The organism is Methylomicrobium sp. Wu6 (genome assembly GCF_035916875.1).
GTDB lineage: Bacteria > Pseudomonadota > Gammaproteobacteria > Methylococcales > Methylomonadaceae > Methylomicrobium.
Window position 1 is genome coordinate 63,575 of record NZ_JAXUHN010000077.1, and the last position, 16,627, is coordinate 80,201.

The 16,627-nt window shown below is 53.6% G+C and carries 18 protein-coding genes; 16 read left to right on the forward strand and 2 right to left on the reverse strand.

The genetic code is table 11. The annotated features are described in order from the left end of the window. Positions 1-20 precede the first annotated feature (20 nt). The 10 genes from murD (at position 21) to lpxC (ending at position 11,148) form a co-directional block, all read left to right on the forward strand. Positions 21-1,391, forward strand: coding sequence for a UDP-N-acetylmuramoyl-L-alanine--D-glutamate ligase (gene murD, locus U2W12_RS11085; RefSeq protein WP_326500747.1), 1,371 nt, complete (start codon positions 21-23; stop codon positions 1,389-1,391). Beyond that, on the forward strand, positions 1,388-2,563 hold the full coding sequence (ftsW, locus tag U2W12_RS11090) for a putative lipid II flippase FtsW (protein WP_326500748.1): 1,176 nt from the start codon (positions 1,388-1,390) through the stop codon (positions 2,561-2,563). The genes murD and ftsW overlap by 4 nt, the downstream gene beginning before the upstream one ends. Further along, positions 2,548-3,603, forward strand: a complete 1,056-nt coding sequence (gene murG, locus U2W12_RS11095; RefSeq protein ID WP_326500749.1) for an undecaprenyldiphospho-muramoylpentapeptide beta-N-acetylglucosaminyltransferase — start codon at positions 2,548-2,550, stop codon at positions 3,601-3,603. The genes ftsW and murG overlap by 16 nt, the downstream gene beginning before the upstream one ends. After that, the gene (murC, locus tag U2W12_RS11100; RefSeq protein WP_326500750.1) at positions 3,600-5,039 is read left to right on the forward strand and encodes a UDP-N-acetylmuramate--L-alanine ligase; all 1,440 of its coding nucleotides are present in this window, start codon (positions 3,600-3,602) and stop codon (positions 5,037-5,039) included. The genes murG and murC overlap by 4 nt, the downstream gene beginning before the upstream one ends. After that, positions 5,033-5,935 carry a UDP-N-acetylmuramate dehydrogenase gene (murB, locus tag U2W12_RS11105; RefSeq protein WP_326500751.1) on the forward strand — a complete coding sequence of 301 codons (903 nt, stop codon included), beginning with the start codon at positions 5,033-5,035 and terminating at the stop codon, positions 5,933-5,935. The genes murC and murB overlap by 7 nt, the downstream gene beginning before the upstream one ends. Positions 5,936-5,985: 50 nt before the next feature. Then, complete coding sequence (locus tag U2W12_RS11110) at positions 5,986-6,864, forward strand: D-alanine--D-alanine ligase (protein ID WP_326500765.1); 879 nt, start codon at positions 5,986-5,988, stop codon at positions 6,862-6,864. Beyond that, complete coding sequence (locus U2W12_RS11115; RefSeq protein ID WP_326500752.1) at positions 6,834-7,667, forward strand: cell division protein FtsQ/DivIB; 834 nt, start codon at positions 6,834-6,836, stop codon at positions 7,665-7,667. The genes U2W12_RS11110 and U2W12_RS11115 overlap by 31 nt, the downstream gene beginning before the upstream one ends. Then, a complete protein-coding gene (gene ftsA, locus U2W12_RS11120) occupies positions 7,645-8,871 on the forward strand; it encodes a cell division protein FtsA (protein ID WP_326500753.1) in 1,227 nt (408 codons plus the stop codon). Before U2W12_RS11115 ends, ftsA begins: the two co-directional genes overlap by 23 nt. Positions 8,872-8,899: 28 nt before the next feature. Then, the gene (gene ftsZ / locus U2W12_RS11125) at positions 8,900-10,057 is read left to right on the forward strand and encodes a cell division protein FtsZ (protein ID WP_326500754.1); all 1,158 of its coding nucleotides are present in this window, start codon (positions 8,900-8,902) and stop codon (positions 10,055-10,057) included. A gap of 167 nt (positions 10,058-10,224) precedes the next feature. Then, on the forward strand, positions 10,225-11,148 hold the full coding sequence (gene lpxC / locus U2W12_RS11130; protein ID WP_326500755.1) for a UDP-3-O-acyl-N-acetylglucosamine deacetylase: 924 nt from the start codon (positions 10,225-10,227) through the stop codon (positions 11,146-11,148). A 9-nt stretch (positions 11,149-11,157) separates the two neighbouring features. Here the strand turns inward: lpxC and U2W12_RS11135 are convergent, their stop codons facing one another. After that, positions 11,158-11,601 carry a DciA family protein gene (locus U2W12_RS11135; protein ID WP_326500756.1) on the reverse strand — a complete coding sequence of 148 codons (444 nt, stop codon included), beginning with the start codon at positions 11,599-11,601 and terminating at the stop codon, positions 11,158-11,160. Positions 11,602-11,831: 230 nt separating this feature from the next. On the opposite strand from U2W12_RS11135, the gene U2W12_RS11140 reads away from it, so the two are divergent. From U2W12_RS11140 to U2W12_RS11150, 3 genes are read left to right on the forward strand one after another with little or no spacing between them, the layout of a single operon-like run. Further along, complete coding sequence (locus tag U2W12_RS11140) at positions 11,832-12,359, forward strand: hypothetical protein (protein ID WP_326500757.1); 528 nt, start codon at positions 11,832-11,834, stop codon at positions 12,357-12,359. A 19-nt stretch (positions 12,360-12,378) separates the two neighbouring features. Next, positions 12,379-12,897: a hypothetical protein gene (locus U2W12_RS11145; RefSeq protein WP_326500758.1), complete on the forward strand. Its 519-nt coding sequence runs from the start codon at positions 12,379-12,381 to the stop codon at positions 12,895-12,897. A gap of 56 nt (positions 12,898-12,953) precedes the next feature. After that, the gene (locus U2W12_RS11150) at positions 12,954-13,343 is read left to right on the forward strand and encodes a hypothetical protein (protein ID WP_326500759.1); all 390 of its coding nucleotides are present in this window, start codon (positions 12,954-12,956) and stop codon (positions 13,341-13,343) included. A gap of 354 nt (positions 13,344-13,697) precedes the next feature. On the opposite strand, the gene U2W12_RS11155 is transcribed toward U2W12_RS11150, so the two are convergent. Then, complete coding sequence (locus U2W12_RS11155) at positions 13,698-13,961, reverse strand: hypothetical protein (RefSeq protein ID WP_326500760.1); 264 nt, start codon at positions 13,959-13,961, stop codon at positions 13,698-13,700. On the opposite strand from U2W12_RS11155, the gene U2W12_RS11160 reads away from it, so the two are divergent. From U2W12_RS11160 to U2W12_RS11170, 3 genes are all read left to right on the forward strand, one after another. Then, the gene (locus U2W12_RS11160; RefSeq protein ID WP_326500761.1) at positions 13,960-14,091 is read left to right on the forward strand and encodes a hypothetical protein; all 132 of its coding nucleotides are present in this window, start codon (positions 13,960-13,962) and stop codon (positions 14,089-14,091) included. The genes U2W12_RS11155 and U2W12_RS11160 overlap by 2 nt on opposite strands. Before the next feature lie 637 nt (positions 14,092-14,728). Then, on the forward strand, positions 14,729-15,799 hold the full coding sequence (locus U2W12_RS11165) for an HDOD domain-containing protein (RefSeq protein WP_326500762.1): 1,071 nt from the start codon (positions 14,729-14,731) through the stop codon (positions 15,797-15,799). A gap of 159 nt (positions 15,800-15,958) precedes the next feature. Beyond that, positions 15,959-16,543: a hypothetical protein gene (locus U2W12_RS11170; RefSeq protein WP_326500763.1), complete on the forward strand. Its 585-nt coding sequence runs from the start codon at positions 15,959-15,961 to the stop codon at positions 16,541-16,543. The last annotated feature ends 84 nt before the right edge of the window (positions 16,544-16,627 follow it).

A 16,627-nucleotide genomic window follows, 5' to 3' on the forward strand; every position in this document is an offset into this window, starting at 1 on the left:
CCTTATTAGAGAAGTGAAACATGGAAAACGCCGCGATTATTAAAAGACTGATTTCCCGTTTTGCACTGGACCCCCGGCGCACGAAAGTGCTGATCGTCGGCCTGGGTGTAACCGGGCTGTCTGTTGCGAAATATCTGTCAAAGCTGGGTTTCAATTTTGCCGTTGTGGACAGCCGGGATAACCCTCCGGCACTGAAGGAATTCACTGAACAGATGCCTGATGTTCCGGTCTTTACCGGCAGATTCAGCGAAGAAGCCTTCCTGGTCGCGTCGCATCTGGTGATCAGTCCCGGAGTCGCGTTGACCGAACCTGCGATCGCGCAAGCGGTTTTGAATGGCTCGGTGATTATGAGCGATATCGATCTGTTCGCCTGTTCGACGAATGCGCCGATTGTCGCGATTACCGGTTCGAACGGCAAAAGCACGGTCACGACGGTGCTTGGCGAGATGGCGAAAGCTTCTGGCAAGCTGGTCGGAATCGGCGGCAATCTAGGCACGGCCGCGCTAGACCTGCTCGATACGCCGGCGGATTTGTTCGTATTGGAATTATCGAGTTTTCAACTGGAAAGAACGACCGCATTGAACGCGGCCGCCGCAACCGTGCTGAACATATCGGCCGACCATCTGGACCGGCATCAGAATGTGGATGAATATGCCGGCGCCAAACAACGTGTCTTCGACGGCAATGGGGCGATGGTGATCAATGCGGATGATGAGCGGGTCAATGCAATGCGGCGGAAAGGCCGGCGGACTTATGCGTTTTCGATCAGGCAAGCCGCCGATTTTACACTGGCGAAAATCGATGGCGCCGAATGTCTGGTCTATGGCGGCAGAAAGCTGATGGCGCTGTCCGAATTGCGGTTGGAAGGCCGACATAATGCGGCCAACGCGCTGGCTGCGTTGGCGTTGGGCGTTGCCGTCGGATTGAATCCGGATGGCATGTGCGATGCGCTCAGGCGCTTCAGGGGGTTGCCGCACCGGATGCAGCGGGTTGCGAAAATTAACGATGTGATCTGGATAAACGATTCGAAGGCGACCAATATTGGCGCTTGCGTCGCGGCTCTGCAAGGCTATGACAGCAAGGTAATTCTGCTGGCTGGCGGCGAGGCGAAAGGCGCGGACATGAACGAATTGCGGCCGGCGGTCGAGGAAAAAGTCAAAAGCATCGTGCTGATGGGCAAGGATGCTGGACTGATCGAACAGGCGCTGAACGGCTGTGTGCCGTCATACCGCGCGCAAAGCATGCAGGAAGCCGTGCGGATTGCGGCCGGTCTGGCGCAGGCCGGCGACACGGTGCTGCTGTCGCCGGCCTGTGCAAGCCTCGATCAGTATAAAAACTATCAGGATCGCGGCGAAAAATTCACCAAGGCAGTCCTGGAACTGGCGGTATGAGCAGCGAAAATCGTCCTTCCAGAATGAAGCGCCGACATTTCGACTCGGTATTGCTGCTCACCTCGGCCAGTCTGTTGTTGATCGGCTTCGTGATGGTCACCTCATCCTCGCTGCATCTCGGGGTCAAAGAAGGCTCAACGTCGCTGCATTATCCGTTGCGCCAGCTGGCGCATATCCTAATCGGGTTCGGGATAGGCTGGGTGATTATGAAGGTGCCGGTCAACAAATGGGAAAAAATTGGTCCCGCTCTTTTGGCTCTCGGGGTTGTGTTGCTGACGATAGTTCTGATTCCGGGGCTGGGCGTGAAGGTTAAGGGCAGCACCCGCTGGCTGACGATCGGCGGCCTGCGGATACAGGTGTCAGAGGCGGTTAAGTTTTTTGCGGTGATCTACATGGCGGGATATGTGAACCGGCGTCAGGCCAAATTACAGTCGTCGGCGATGGGTTTGATCGCGCCGCTCGGGTTATTCGTGATTGTCGCGTTATTGTTGCTGATGGAGCCTGATCTCGGTTCGGCGGTGGTGATCCTGTTGATTGTGGTCGGTATGCTGTTTCTGGCCGGCGCGCGGTTGTCCATCCTGTTTCCGTTGGGTGCGGTCGGGGTGATTGCATTTGCGTTACTGGTCTATTTCGAACCATACCGGATGAAGCGGATTACCGGTTTTCTGGATCCGTGGGCCGACCCGCTCGGCACCGGTTTTCAATTGGTGCAGGCGCTGATTTCGTTCGGGCGCGGCGAGTGGCTCGGAGTCGGATTGGGTAGCGGCGTACAAAAACTGTTTTATTTGCCCGAGGCGCATACCGATTTCCTGTTTTCGGTGATCGCCGAGGAGTTGGGTTTGGCCGGTGTCGCAGCCGTGATCGGTCTGTTCGCGCTATTTTTTTGGCGCACGTTCGAGATTGCGTCCGCGGCCGAAAAGGCAGGGCAATTGTTCGCCGCGTTCATCGCCTATGGGCTGGGCTTGTGGTTCGGCTTCCAGGCTTTTGTGAACATGGGCGTGAATATGGGCATGTTGCCGACGAAGGGGTTGACTTTGCCGCTGATGAGTTACGGCGGCGGTAGTATGATCGTAATGTGCGCGGCGGTCGCTTTGTTATTTAGGGTACATACCGAGATCGCGGAAATTCATGCCGGCACGCCGAAAGGAAAATCGAGATGGCAAAACGCATAGTCATCATGGCCGGAGGCACCGGTGGACATGTATTCCCTGCCTTGGCGGTCGCGGAAGCGTTATTGGAAAAAGGCTGGGAGGTTTCCTGGCTAGGCACGCAAAGTGGCCTGGAAGCCCGGGTGGTGCCGGAGCACGGCATCGCGATCGACTGGCTGGCTGTCGCCGGCGTCAGAGGAAAGGGCGTATTGTCGAAATTGACCGCTGTGTTCAAATTGATCAAGGCCTGTCGGCAGGCGGCCAGCTTGCTCAAGAAACGTAAACCGGATGTGGTGCTGGGCATGGGCGGTTTTGTCGCGGGGCCCGGTGGGCTGATGGCCAAAGTACTCGGAATCCCGTTGATCATCCATGAACAAAACCGGGTGCCAGGCACTACGAACCGCTGGCTTGCGCGTCTGGCCAACCAGGTGTTGGAAGCTTTTCCGGACAGTTTCGACAAAAAACGGCAGGCGATTTGCACCGGTAATCCACTGAGAAAAAAGTTTTTACTGGCGCCTGAAGCTAAGCAAGACAAGACCGAGCAAAATTTGAAAATATTAATCGTCGGCGGTAGCCAGGGCGCGCAGCGTTTGAACGAGATCGTGCCGGAGGCAATGGCGCTGCTGAGAGGCGTTCAGGTGATTCACCAAACCGGATCGGCAATGCAGGAGCAGGTCGCGGCGCGTTACCGGAAACTCGGCGTCAATGCCGAGGCGAAGGATTTCATTCAGGACATGGCGCTCGCTTATCAATGGGCTGATCTGGCGATTTGCCGGGCTGGCGCGATGACGGTTAGCGAACTGGCCGCGGTCGGTTGTCCGGCGGTATTGGTGCCGTTGCCCTGGGCGATCGACGACCATCAGGTCGCCAACGCGCATTATCTGTCCGATGCCGGCGCAGGCGTGATCTTACGGCAAAATGATTTGACGCCCGAGAGTCTGGCGGCCGAAATCACCCGTGTGCGCGGTCAATTGGCAACGATGGCCGTGGCGGCGAAACAATGCGCTCGGCTCGATGCGACTGAAACTGTCGCCAATTACTGTATTGCCGAGGCAAACCGATGAACATCCAGAATATCAATGGACCGGCCACAATACTCTGCAACATTAAACGGATCCATTTCGTCGGCATCGGTGGCACCGGCATGAGTGGCATTGCGGAAGTCTTGCTGAATCTGGGTTATGAAGTCTCCGGATCGGATATTAAAGAAAGTGCTGCAACTCAGCGACTTGCCGGCCTTGGCGTGGAAGTGGTTGTCGGCCACCGGCGCGAAAACATTACCGAGGCTGATGTGGTGGTCGTGTCGAGCGCGGTCGACCGTAGCAATGATGAGGTCGATCAGGCCTATTTGGAGCGGATTCCGGTGATTCCGCGCGCGGAGATGCTGGCCGAATTGATGCGTTTTCGCTTCGGGATCGCGGTCGCCGGCACGCATGGCAAGACGACTACGACCAGCCTGATCGCGAGCATGCTGGCTGAAGGCGGCCTCGATCCGACCTTCGTGATCGGCGGCCGGTTGAATAGCGCCGGCACGAACGCGAAACTCGGCCTCGGCAATTATCTGGTCGCCGAGGCTGATGAAAGCGATGCGTCTTTCCTGTATTTGCAGCCGATGATGGCGATCGTGACCAATATCGATCAGGACCACATGGCGACTTATCAGGGCAGCTATCAGCGCTTGAAGGATACCTTCATCGAATTTCTGCATCACCTGCCTTTTTACGGGATGGCGGTCTTGTGCATGGACGACGAGGGAGTCAGAGAGATCTTGCCGCTGCTTTCAAAGCCGGTCACGACTTATGGTGTCCATGACGATGCGGACGTGCGCGCGGTGAACATCGCGCAGCAGGGCATGCATACAACCTTTACCGCGCTGCGGCGCGGAGATTTTCCGCCGCTCGAGGTCACCCTGAATCTACCGGGCTGGCACAACATGCTCAATTCACTGGCCGCGATCAGCGTCGCGACCCGCCTGGGTATTGACGATCAAGCTATCGTCGCAAGTTTGCGCGCTTTCAAAGGCGTCGGCCGGCGGTTTCAGATCAATGGCGATATCGATTTACCGGAAGGCAAGCTGACTCTTGTCGATGACTACGGGCATCACCCTCGCGAAATTGCCGCGACGCTGGAGGCGTTGCGCCAGGCCTGGCCGGATCGTCGTTCCGTTCTGGTCTTTCAGCCGCATCGCTATACACGGACTCGGGACTTGTTCGAAGACTTCGTACATGTGCTGTCGACGGTCGATGTGTTGGTCCTGCTGGATGTTTATGCGGCCGGCGAAGCGACGATTCGCGGCGCGGACGGCAGGTCTCTGAGTCGTGCGATACGGAACCGGGGCAAGGTCGATCCGATTTTTGTCGAGAACTGGGAAGAATTGCCGGATGTGCTGGCCGGCATCGTGAAGCCGAACGATGTGATCATGACGATGGGTGCGGGCAATGTCGGCCAAATCGCGACGCAACTGCCGGCTCTGTTGCAGGATGCGCTGGCCGCATGCTGAGCGCGCAGATCGAACGTATGAAAGGCCGCCTGCTCGAAAATGAACCGCTCTCGAAACACACGAGCTGGCGCATTGGAGGGCCGGCTGACCGGATGTATATACCATTCGACCGGCAGGATTTGATCGAGTTTATTCGGCAATTGCCGCCAGATGAACCGCTATTTTGGATCGGTCTCGGCAGCAATCTGCTGGTTCGCGACGGCGGTATTCGCGGCACTGTGATCAATACGAAGGGACGGCTGAAAGAAATGAAGCGTCTGGCCGACGGTTCGGTTTATGTGGAGGCTGGCGTGCCTTGCGCGCATGTCGCGCGCTTTTGCGGCGAACAGGGCCTGTGTGGGGCCGAGTTTCTGGCCGGCATTCCGGGCACAATGGGCGGCGCGTTGAAGATGAACGCGGGCGCGTTTGGCGGCGAAACCTGGGAGATAGTAGAAAGCGTCGAGATGCTTTCGGCGGGCGGCGAGATCGCCGAGCGCAGCAAAGAGTCCTTCCAGATCAGCTATCGCTCGGTCAAAGGCTTCGACACGGATAAGGAATGGTTTATTTCGTCGGTCTTGCGGCTTCCGAGCGGCGATACCGAGGCCAGTCAGCAAAAAATCAGGGAATTACTGGACCGGCGCGGCAAGACCCAGCCGACCAATCAGCCGAGCTGTGGTTCGGTATTTAAAAATCCGCCGGGCGATCATGCGGCAAGATTGATCGAACAGTCCGGATTGAAAGGTTATGCAATCGGCGGCGCCTGCGTCTCCGAAAAACATGCGAATTTTATCGTGAACCTGGGTAATGCGAAGGCGGCTGATATCGAAGCGCTGATCGCCCATGTTCGACAAACCGTCAACAACAATTATGGCGTCAATTTACAGACCGAAGTCTGTATGGTCGGCGAAAACGAGTGAGGCTCTGAGTGCATAACAATTCGGAACAATTTGGGCGCGTTGCCGTATTGATGGGAGGAACCGCCGCGGAACGGCCGGTTTCTCTCAGAAGCGGCGCGGCGGTGTATGAGGCACTGAAACGCAAGGGCGTCGATGCAGTCGCGATAGACGTGACCGGAAGCCCTATCGAGGCATTGCAAGGCATCGCGGTGGATCGCGTCTTCAACATCATTCACGGCCGCGGCGGTGAAGACGGCGTGCTGCAAGGCGTGCTGGAGGTGATGCAACTGCCTTATACCGGCAGCGGCGTGTTGGCGTCGGCACTGAGCATGGACAAATTGCGCACGAAATTGTGCTGGCGGGGTTATGGCCTGCCCACGCCGGCATGGACCTTACTGAAGGACGAAGGCGGTGTTGACTGCTGTATTGAACAATTGGGCTTTCCGGTCATCGTGAAACCTGCGCAGGAAGGCTCCAGCATCGGTATGAGTAAGGCGCATAACCGCGAGGAACTGATCGCGGCCTATCAATTGGCGGCAGCTTACAAGTGCGATGTCTATGCGGAGGCTTGGGTAACAGGCCAGGAATATACCGTCGGCATCCTGAACGGCGAAGCGCTGCCGGTAATCCGTCTCGAAACGCCGCACACGTTTTATGATTATGAGGCGAAATACCACTCGAACACGACTCAATACCATTGCCCTTGCGGGTTGAATCAAGCCGAGGAAAAACACTTGCAGGATCTGGCGGTGACCGCAAGCCAGGTACTGGGCGTGGAAGGCTGGGCGCGTGTCGACGTGTTCATCGATCATGCCGGTCAGGCGCAGTTGATTGAAATCAATACGGTGCCGGGCATGACCGATCACAGCCTAGTGCCAATGGCGGCACGGCAGGCGGGACTCGATTTTGACGAATTAGTGTGGCGGATTTTGGCGACCAGTTGCCGGTAACGATGAATGCAAGCTGGAAAATTCTCGCGGCGCTGTGCGTGATCGCCGCTTTGTTTTGGAGATTCGGTCATGGCGTCAAGGTTTATGGCCCGGATGTCACGCCGGTCAGATATGTCAGAATCGGCGGCGTGTTTCAATATCTGACCAAGGACGAAATTAAAAACACCCTGTTGCCGTTGGTGCAAGCCGGATTTCTGGCGACCGACATGCAGGCGGTACACGATGCAGTCGCGAAATTGCCTTGGGTTGACGGGGTGGAGGTCAAACGGGTTTGGCCGGATGCAATCGACATTCGGGTGCGGGAGAAAACCGCTTTCGCGCGTTGGCGCGATAACAGCCTGATCACCGAGCAGGGCGTGATTTTTTCGCCGCGCAATGTCGAGCAGTTTCTGATGCTGCCGAAAGTGTCCGGACCTGAGCGGCAAGAGCAAAAAGTGCTCGAAATCATGAAAGGCGTCACGACCGCGCTGGCGGATCAGGTGATGGTATTGACCGAGTTTACGGTCAATGAGCGCTGGTCCTGGAAAATCCGGCTTACGAACGGTATGGAAATCCTGTTGGGGCGCGAAGACCAGTTAAAGAAATTGCAGCGTTTTTTACGCACGCTGCCGGTGTTAGGTGCGGAGCAGGCAGGTGCGATCGCGATCGCCGATTTACGCTATCCGAACGGTTATGCAATCACTTGGTGGCCGGATGCGCCGCCGATCGATTGGAGCAAATTGGCGGACCCAAAACCGGCCGGCGAACAAAATACGAATAAAGCGATACAGAGTAAAAAACATGGCAAAAAAAACAGAACGTAATTTAATCGTGGGTCTGGACATCGGCACTACCAAAGTAGCTGCGATTGTCGGAGAGATCACCAGCGAAGGTAACATCGAGGTGATCGGAATCGGCCAGACCGCGTCACGCGGTTTGAAAAAGGGCGTCGTGGTAAATCTGGAGTCGACCGTCAATTCAATCCAGCGGGCGATAGAGGAAGCGGAATTAATGGCAGGATGTCAGATCAAGTCGGTGTTTGCCGGGATCGCCGGCAGCCATATCAAAAGCCTGAACTCGCACGGTATCGTCGCGATTAGGGACAAGGAGGTTACGCAATACGACATTGATCGGGTGATCGATTCGGCGCGCGCGGTAGCGATCCCGGCCGATCAAAAGATTCTGCACATTTTGCCGCAAGAATTTGTGATCGATCTGCAGGAAGGCATCAAGGAAGCGATCGGCATGTCCGGCATTCGGCTCGAAGCGAAGGTGCATATGGTGACCAGCAGCGTCAGTGCGCAACAGAACATCATCAAATGCATCCGTCGTTGCGGGCTCGAAGTCGACGACATCGTGCTCGAACAATTGGCGTCCTGCAATGCGGTTCTGAGCGAGGACGAAAAAGAACTGGGCGTCTGTTTGATTGACATCGGTGGCGGCACGACCGACATCGCGGTATTCGTTGACGGCGCAATCAAGCATACCGCGGTGATTCCGATCGCCGGCGATCAGGTTACGAACGACATCGCGGTCGCGTTAAGAACACCGACGGTCAATGCGGAAGAGATCAAACGCAAATATGCCTGCGCATTAACGCAGCTTGCCGATGTCGAAGGTTCGATCGACGTGCCGAGCATCGGCGACCGCGCGCCGCGCAAGATTTCGACGCAAAATCTTGCGGAGATTATCGAGCCGCGTTATGAAGAATTGTTGATGCTGGTGCAGTCGGAACTCCGGCGTAGCGGCTACGAAGAATTAATTGCGGCCGGCATCGTATTGACAGGGGGCAGTTCAAAGGTTACGGGATTGATTGAGTTGGCGGAGGAGATTTTTCACACGCCAGTGCGGTTGGGGATTCCGCAAAATGTCACCGGCTTGCCGGAAGTGGTCAAAAATCCGATTTATTCGACGGGCATTGGTTTGTTGATCTACGGCAAAGAACACCAGAGTTATGGAAAAAGCATCGAATATGAGAGCGCCGGTTGGTGGTCGAAAATCAAAGGTTGGTTTCAGGGTAATTTTTAACTTAACGAAGACGAATTAGGGGTGGGTTATGAAATATGAGTTAATCGACACGTGTACCGAGTCGGCAGTGATCAAGGTGATTGGCGTCGGTGGCGGCGGCGGCAATGCAGTCGGCCAGATGGTGAGCAGCCATATCGAAGGCGTCGAGTTCATTTGCGCGAATACGGACGCACAGGCACTCAGAAAATTGAACATGGGCACGATCATTCAACTGGGCGTCGAGCTGACCAAGGGCTTGGGCGCTGGTACGAATCCTGAAATCGGCCGCCAGGCCGCCGAGGAAAACAGCGATCGAATCAAGGAAGTGCTGGAAGGCGCGGACATGGTGTTTTTGACCGCTGGCATGGGCGGCGGCACCGGCACCGGCGCGATTCCGGTGATTGCGTCGTTGGCGCGCGAAATGGGCATTTTGACAGTTGCGGTCGTCACCAAGCCGTTCCTGTTCGAAGGCAAGAAGAAACTGGCGATTGCCGAACAAGGCATCGCGGAACTCGAAAAATATGTCGATTCGTTGATTACGATCCCAAATCAGAAATTGCTGCCGGTGCTCGGACATAATGTGTCGCTGGTCGATGCGTTCAAGGCAGCCAATCGCGTGTTGCTGGATGCAGTACAAGGTATCACCGAGCTGATCGTGCATCCGGGCATGATCAACGTCGACTTTGCCGATGTGCGCACCGTAATGAAGGGCATGGGCGCGGCGATTATGGGCTCCGGTTCCGCAACCGGCGACCAGCGCGCGCGCGAGGCGGCCGAAAAAGCAATCGCCTGTCCGTTGCTCGAAGATCTTAGTCTGCAAGGCGCCAAAGGCATCCTGGTCAACATTACTGCGGCCGATATGGGTATCGCCGAATTCAACGAAGTCGGCAATATCGTCCATGAGTTTGCCTCCGAGGAGGCTGTCATCAAGATCGGCACCGCGATTGATCCGAGTCTCGGCGATGAAATCAAAGTCACCGTGGTCGCGACCGGCATGGGATTGTCCCGGCAGCAGGCAAAAGCGCCGGTCAAACTGATGCATCGCGCAGCGGGCGGCGACGTCAGCTACAACGAGTTCGATAAACCGACCGTGATGCGCAATAAGCCGGAAGGCCGGGAATCACGGGTGGGCGCCGCAGCGGCCGTCAAGGAAACGAATCTGGAACTTCTGGATATTCCGGCGTTCTTGCGCCGCCAGGCCGATTGACGGATAGCCGTGCAGGCGGCAGGGTTAGCCAAGTAGAGACCCGGCATGGCGGTTCTTTGTCGGGTTATGCCGGCGCTAACCCTGCTTACAGTGCGTGCGGTTTCTGATTTTGCTAACCGAACATGATAGAATGAGCCATTCCCAGCTTTACATTCTATAGATCATTTATGATTAAACAGCGTACTTTGAAAAATTCGATCAGAGCCACCGGCGTCGGCTTGCACACGGGTGCCAAAGTCTATTTGACTCTGCATCCAGCCGAGCCGAATACCGGCATACGCTTTCGCCGAGTGGATTTGGACGAACCAGTCACGATCCAGGCGTCGCCGAGCAATGTCGGCGAAACGGTGCTTTCTACCACGCTGGTTGTCGGCAACGTTAAAATTTCTACGATCGAGCATCTGCTGTCAGCTTTTGCGGGGCTTGGCATCGACAATGCGCTGATCGATGTTAGCGCGGCCGAAGTGCCGATTATGGACGGTAGCGCAGGGCCGTTTGTATTTTTACTGCAATCGGCCGGGATTCATGAACAGGATGCACCAAAGCAGTATATCCGTATCAAAAAGAGCGTCAGGGTCGAAGAGGGTGATAAATGGGCGGCGTTTGAACCGTTCGACGGTTTCAAGGTAACTTTTACGATCGATTTCGAACACCCGGCTTTTGCAGAACACCTCAGAACCGCAACCATGGATTTTTCGTCGACAACCTTCGTGAAGGAAGTCAGTCGCGCCAGAACCTTTGGTTTCATGAAAGATATCGACATGCTGCGGCGCAACAATTTGGCGTTAGGCGGCAGTCTCGACAATGCTATCGTCGTTGACGATGCGAAAGTTTTGAACGAGGACGGTCTCCGCTATGCCGACGAGTTCGTCAAACACAAGATTCTTGATGCGATCGGCGATTTATATCTGCTTGGACACAGTTTGATTGGCGAGTTTACCGGCTATAAATCCGGCCATGGCCTGAATAATCAATTGCTTCGCACCTTGCTGAACGATAAGGAGGCGTGGGAAATGGTCACTTTCGAAAACGAAAATGACTCGCCGATTTCTTTCATGCGTTCCGCCGAGGCGCCCCGTCCCGCCGCCTGATACGCCTTTTTATCCGTCCGTCAGTTTCACAAGCGTTGCGCTCAGTCGTTGCAACGCTTGCTGCAGCTGGCTGTCCCCAATTGCATTCGCGTGATTTCTGATCATCGCAATTTTTTCTGCCGAAGGTAGATTTGCCTTTCTTTCGGTTTGCGGGCTTTTGCCGATTTGATCGGCCAAAATGTGGATTTGCAGTTTTTCGAATGGATGCCCCTGCGCATTGCTCGCCGCTTGCAGAACGTTCTGCTTCAAAAAACGTAACTGCGAAGCCCAGGCCGCCGAATCGGTATAAAGCAGCAGCTTTTTCTCATTTACCACGCAATACAGCACATGAATCGCCAAGGATCGCGGCAATTCAGCGCGGATGCGCCGGAGCAGCAACTGCTGCTGGTCCAGTCGGCCGTGAAACACGGCCAATGTGCGGTTTTGAAAGGATTGCGCTAATTTGAAAGCCATCAAATAGGGTGCTCGAACGCCGATTAAAATGATTTGCGATCCGTTTTTTTCCGGGCGCTCGGTTTGTAACACGGTTCATGATAGGGTAGCTCGAAGACCTGAGTCAATAGCGCTCGACTTGATTATTGAGACTGGCTTTATGATTGAACCTGGTCCGAATGCGCTTATCTAATAAGCTATTTCATCGCGCTATCGAAAGATGGGTGGCGCATCAATCAGTGGGAAGCTCAATGAAGATGATAAATCCTTTATCTCAGGCGATTGTGCCGGTTTTTCTGCTTGCCGGATGCTCGAGTCTGCCTATCGGGCCGAGCGTGCTGGTGTTACCGGGCACGGGCAAATCGTTCGAGCAATTCCGCGCCGACGATATGCAGTGCCGGCAATATGCTTTCGCGCAAAGCGGCGGCGTAACGCCGGGCCAAGTCGCAACCGGCAGCGGCGTCGGCACGGCGGCGGTGGGGACAGCGGTAGGAGCCGCGGCCGGAGCGGCCTTGGGCGGCGGTCAAGGCGCGGCGATTGGCGCTGGATCGGGCTTGTTGGCGGGCACAATCTCCGGTTCGGAGGCCGCCCGCGCGACTGGCTACGAGGCCCAGCAGCGTTACGACATGGGCTATATCCAATGTATGTATGCTTACGGCAATCGGGTGCCGGTCAGCGGCAGTTTCATTGATGAAGCGCCTTATTCCTCAGGGCAGTATCCGGGCGCTTCATATCCTCCGCCACCTGAAATGCAGGCACCGGCATTGCCGCCCAGATAAGTTTAGGGATGAGAAATCCATGATCGATGAAAAATTTTTAGGGGAGGCAGAGATGAAACGATTGCTCAAATTGGCCGTGGCAATGGGGATGCTGTTGATCATTCAGGGCTGCTATTATTATGGCCCGGCCGGTGCTTATTATGGTTCGTACTACTACCCTTCGGTGGGGATCGGTTATGGAGGTTATAGCTATTGGCCGTATTCCTACTACGGATACCAGCCTAATTTTTTCTACAACTATTGGCCACATCGCTATTATGGAGGGGGAGGTCATTACTGGGGAGGATATGGCGGGAACAACTGGCACGGCGGTAGCGGTGGACAGCATTGGGGCGGCGGTTCCGGTGGTTTGGGAGGATGGTCATCTGGTCATGGTGGAGGCGCAGGCGAAGGCCGCCAATGGGGGGGAGGATTTCATGGAGGCGGTGGATATCAGTCTGGTCAGGGAGGAAGCTTCGGAGGCGGGTTTCATGGGGGAGGAGGCGGTTTCGGAGGTCACGGTTTCGGGGGAGGCTCCGGCGGTCATGGCCGCCGTTAACATGTACAGAGATAGGGGGGGCTAGTGTAGTTGCCGTTATGTTGTGATGAGGAATGGTGTCCGGCGTTAAAGCGAGTGAGGTCAATACAAAGAAATTCGATAAATTGGTGACAGTTGGCGTTTTTATTTTATTAGCGACAAACAGTCCGGATTCCGATGCGCACGGGGCGTCGGATTTTATGGCTAGGGGGTATCAGGCGGGATTCAGCTTTTATTTTGGCGTCCCTTTTTGTATCCGCCTTATTATTATCGGCCTTATCTTTATCAACCCTTTTATTACCCGCCCGTATCAGGTGCCGGCGCTGTTTCCGGGATATATCGAATCTCAAAAATATCCGCCCTATGGCGAGCAGAATAGGTTTTACTGCCCCGGCGCCGACAGCTATTATCCTCGGGTTACGGACTGTCCAGAAGGCTGGCAAACCGTTAGCCTCTGCTCCGACTGAGAAGCGTCCGGCTATTGGTATTACTGCGACGATCCTGCCGGATATTATCCTTACGTCAGCCGATGTTGCCGGCCTTGGCGGCTCAACCCCTAGAAAATTCGACGAAAAAACAGGCTCAGGATGCCCTTATGCTATGCATACTCGAACTATCAGCCTTTTCCTGCATGATCACAACTTTCCGTTGATCAACAAAATAGGCGAGAGACGCATTCCGTAGATTCTGGCCCTGCCGCTCTAGACGATAGAGCTCGAGATTGCGGAGGCTCTTAAAACTGAGCCGATAGCAAGCGCATGGGAACGCATGTTGCGGTTCTTGTTTATTCGAATCGCTTACCACTATACGCGAGCGCATCTTCACGATGAGACTTTTGCATTCAGTTCCTGCAAGGTAGGCGCGCTCGGCGCTTTCGCCAGTTCGATCGCATTCGGCGTCGGTTTGGAAATTAATTTGGTTTGCGCACTGTTGCCGGAAAGATCATCGCGGTCACGGGCATTATGGCGGCCGTGATGCTCAACATCACTGTCATAATATGTGCATGCGCTGACGTCGTTGCCGGTGTGATCATTGCTCTGGCGCTCGGCAAGTATTGCGTGATGGGGTTGGCTCGATCCTGCCATGGGTGCGGTCGGCTGGATCATCATTACCCGCTGCTCTTACGCCTTGGTCAAGGGCGCTAGTCCGGTCTTTCACGATGAAAAAATCGATTCCGATTATCGGCAGGCGATCGTTGAATGGATCGAAGGCTAAGCGGATAAGTGCTTCGCGAGAAGTTCGTTTGCAACCTGTGAATAGCAAATCAATGACTTAGAGAGCTCAAGAAATGCCAATGAACTTGTTGCTATTCACTTAACCGCATAGCCTCTCTGCTCATTTGGCGAATTGTGCTGAATTATTTTGCGCTGATTCTTGCGATTGTGACGCGCGATCCGAAGAATTCTAATTTTTGCAAAAATTATTTAAAATATTCAATGGGTTGAAATTTTTTAATAAATTGCCGCATATCGGAGTGGAAGTGGTTTGTTGCAGCGACATGGGCTGTGCGTCGTGTAGTTGGATAGCAATCGGTTCCAGGCTATACTGTTCTTAAATAATCTATAATTAAATTGGCATTATCTCGGCACGCAAATCGAATCTTATTTGTGCGTAATTAGCGAGTTCGTGTTTTTGAAACATTGCCTGCGATATTGTTTCTGTGAGACAAAAAATCTAACCGCCATGCTTCGCTAGTATTTCAGTATCCAGTGGGTGGGCATTTTCAATTCCAACTTTCCTACCTGAGATGTGATATACAATTTTTGCTAGGAAATGGAAAAACCATTTCAGATGATTAAGAGATGCGCGTATTTTATATCCGTGATGCAACGCAATTAGGCGAAATAGAAATATGGATAATGCCCTACAGTCAATTTTATCCAAGGTCGATCTTAATAATCTCCCGGTTGTACCGAAGGTATTGCTTGATTTGATTAGATCCACCCAGAGCATCGAAGTAAGATTTAAGGACTTGGCATGCATTATTGGCCAAGATGCGAGTTTGAGCGCGAAGGTGCTGGCGACGGCCAATTCTTCCTTTTATCGGCAATGGGGAGAGATCACGGACTTAAATAGAGTTATCATCGTTTTAGGGCTGTCTACCGTAAAAACAATTGCGGTTACACGGTCGGTTCAGCAGTATTTTTCTCAAATTCCGCGTATAAAGCACGAATCCCTTGAGCTTATCTGGTACCGCTCGCTAACTTGCGCGCATCTCGCGCACAAACTGGCAAAATTGACCTCTTACCCTTTTCCGGAGGAATCTTATTTGACCGGTTTGCTGCATCGACTTGGTCAATTGGTTTTATTGGAGTGTTTTCCGAATGACTACCCGAAGTTTTTGGAGCAAGACCTGGACGGACGGGACGGTGGGCTTGAAAAGCAATTGTTTGGCGCCAGCCATAATGAAATTGGGGGATATTTGATTGAAACTTGGAACCTTCAATCCTTTATCTCCGATGCGGTGTGCCATCAGTATCAGTCGTTCGAAACGATAGCGGATAGCTCCCAATTAGTCAAAATTATCAACCTTGCCGGACAAATCGCTAGCATCGATACAGCAAACAGGTATGACGTATTGGATTTTGCCGATAGGCTTTTCGGCATCGGCCAGCCACTGATTGAAGATATGATCGAGGAAGTCGGCAACCTGGTTCGTCAGTCTGCGGATAACATGGGTGTAACGGTGGCGGTTTCCGAAGGTAAAGGCATAAAGTGCCTGACCACTATACAACAAAGAGAAGCGGTTCGGAAACGTCTGGGGGAGCGTATCAAATCACTCATGCTATTCTACCGTGGTTCGCCAGCAATTGGATGCGTCTCCGGGGCTGAGCAATCTTGTCGGCGTTATTCAGAAGGACTTGAGCGCTTTATTCGGTTTTCAGGTCGCCGCTTTTTTCCTGTTCCGGTCCGAAACGAATGATTTGGTGGGAACACCCGGAGATTCTGAAGAAGATATTTTGTGGTCGTCTGTTACCATCCACCTTTCGCCAGATCATAGCTTGCTTGCCAAGTGTCTTTTGCAAAGAAGAATCATGCATTCGTTCGAAGAGTGTTCGAAAAGTCTCAGATCAGATCTATCGTGGACGGACAAATTTGCCGATTGTTGGGCGCCGAAGGGTTGATGTTGATACCTCTGTATGAAGACATGCAGAACGTTGGGGTTATAGCGGCCGGAATCAATAAGTCTCAGGCGCAGTCAATAGCGATAAAAGCCGAGTTTATCACGCTTTTTTCAAGGGAAGCGGCGCGCGCGCTTCTGAATATCAAATCAGCCGAGCGATCGACCCAGTGGCAACTTGAAGATGTACGGGAAAATTACCGTTCACATGCCAAAAAATTAGCCCATGAAGCCAGCAATCCGCTCAGTATTATTCAAAATTATCTTTATTTGCTTTCGGAAAGAGTAAGCGGCGAAAATGCCCATGAAATTAGTATCATTCAGGACGAAATAGACAGAGTTGGCAAATTGTTGCTGCGCTTACCCAATATTGCCGAAAATACGCAGTATAACGACTCAGGTATGGTCGATGTCAATTCGCTCATCATTGACTTGGGAAAGCTTTTTCAGACAGGCATGTTTGCCTTACGTACAATAAACATCGATTTTAAGTTAGACAATACAATACCCCAGATAAGTGTCTCGCAGAAAGTTGATTGGCGTTAAACTAAAAGCTTTTTAGAACCAGCAGGAAACAGAGTTGGCAAGGGTTGCCCGATTAGAACTATCAGAAAACGATGACGCATGTTT

Coding starts and splice junctions, on each gene's coding strand:
- U2W12_RS11160 (WP_326500761.1), top strand. CDS start 13,960: ATGGGTGCGGTCGGCTGGATCATCATTACCCGCTGCTCTTACGCCTTG.
- U2W12_RS11145 (WP_326500758.1), top strand. CDS start 12,379: ATGATCGATGAAAAATTTTTAGGGGAGGCAGAGATGAAACGATTGCTC.
- murG (WP_326500749.1), top strand. CDS start 2,548: ATGGCAAAACGCATAGTCATCATGGCCGGAGGCACCGGTGGACATGTA.
- ftsW (WP_326500748.1), top strand. CDS start 1,388: ATGAGCAGCGAAAATCGTCCTTCCAGAATGAAGCGCCGACATTTCGAC.
- U2W12_RS11135 (WP_326500756.1), bottom strand. CDS start 11,601: ATGGCTTTCAAATTAGCGCAATCCTTTCAAAACCGCACATTGGCCGTG.
- ftsZ (WP_326500754.1), top strand. CDS start 8,900: ATGAAATATGAGTTAATCGACACGTGTACCGAGTCGGCAGTGATCAAG.
- U2W12_RS11155 (WP_326500760.1), bottom strand. CDS start 13,961: ATGGCAGGATCGAGCCAACCCCATCACGCAATACTTGCCGAGCGCCAG.
- ftsA (WP_326500753.1), top strand. CDS start 7,645: ATGGCAAAAAAAACAGAACGTAATTTAATCGTGGGTCTGGACATCGGC.
- U2W12_RS11165 (WP_326500762.1), top strand. CDS start 14,729: ATGGATAATGCCCTACAGTCAATTTTATCCAAGGTCGATCTTAATAAT.
- U2W12_RS11110 (WP_326500765.1), top strand. CDS start 5,986: ATGGGAGGAACCGCCGCGGAACGGCCGGTTTCTCTCAGAAGCGGCGCG.
- murC (WP_326500750.1), top strand. CDS start 3,600: ATGAACATCCAGAATATCAATGGACCGGCCACAATACTCTGCAACATT.
- murD (WP_326500747.1), top strand. CDS start 21: ATGGAAAACGCCGCGATTATTAAAAGACTGATTTCCCGTTTTGCACTG.
- U2W12_RS11140 (WP_326500757.1), top strand. CDS start 11,832: ATGAAGATGATAAATCCTTTATCTCAGGCGATTGTGCCGGTTTTTCTG.
- murB (WP_326500751.1), top strand. CDS start 5,033: ATGCTGAGCGCGCAGATCGAACGTATGAAAGGCCGCCTGCTCGAAAAT.
- lpxC (WP_326500755.1), top strand. CDS start 10,225: ATGATTAAACAGCGTACTTTGAAAAATTCGATCAGAGCCACCGGCGTC.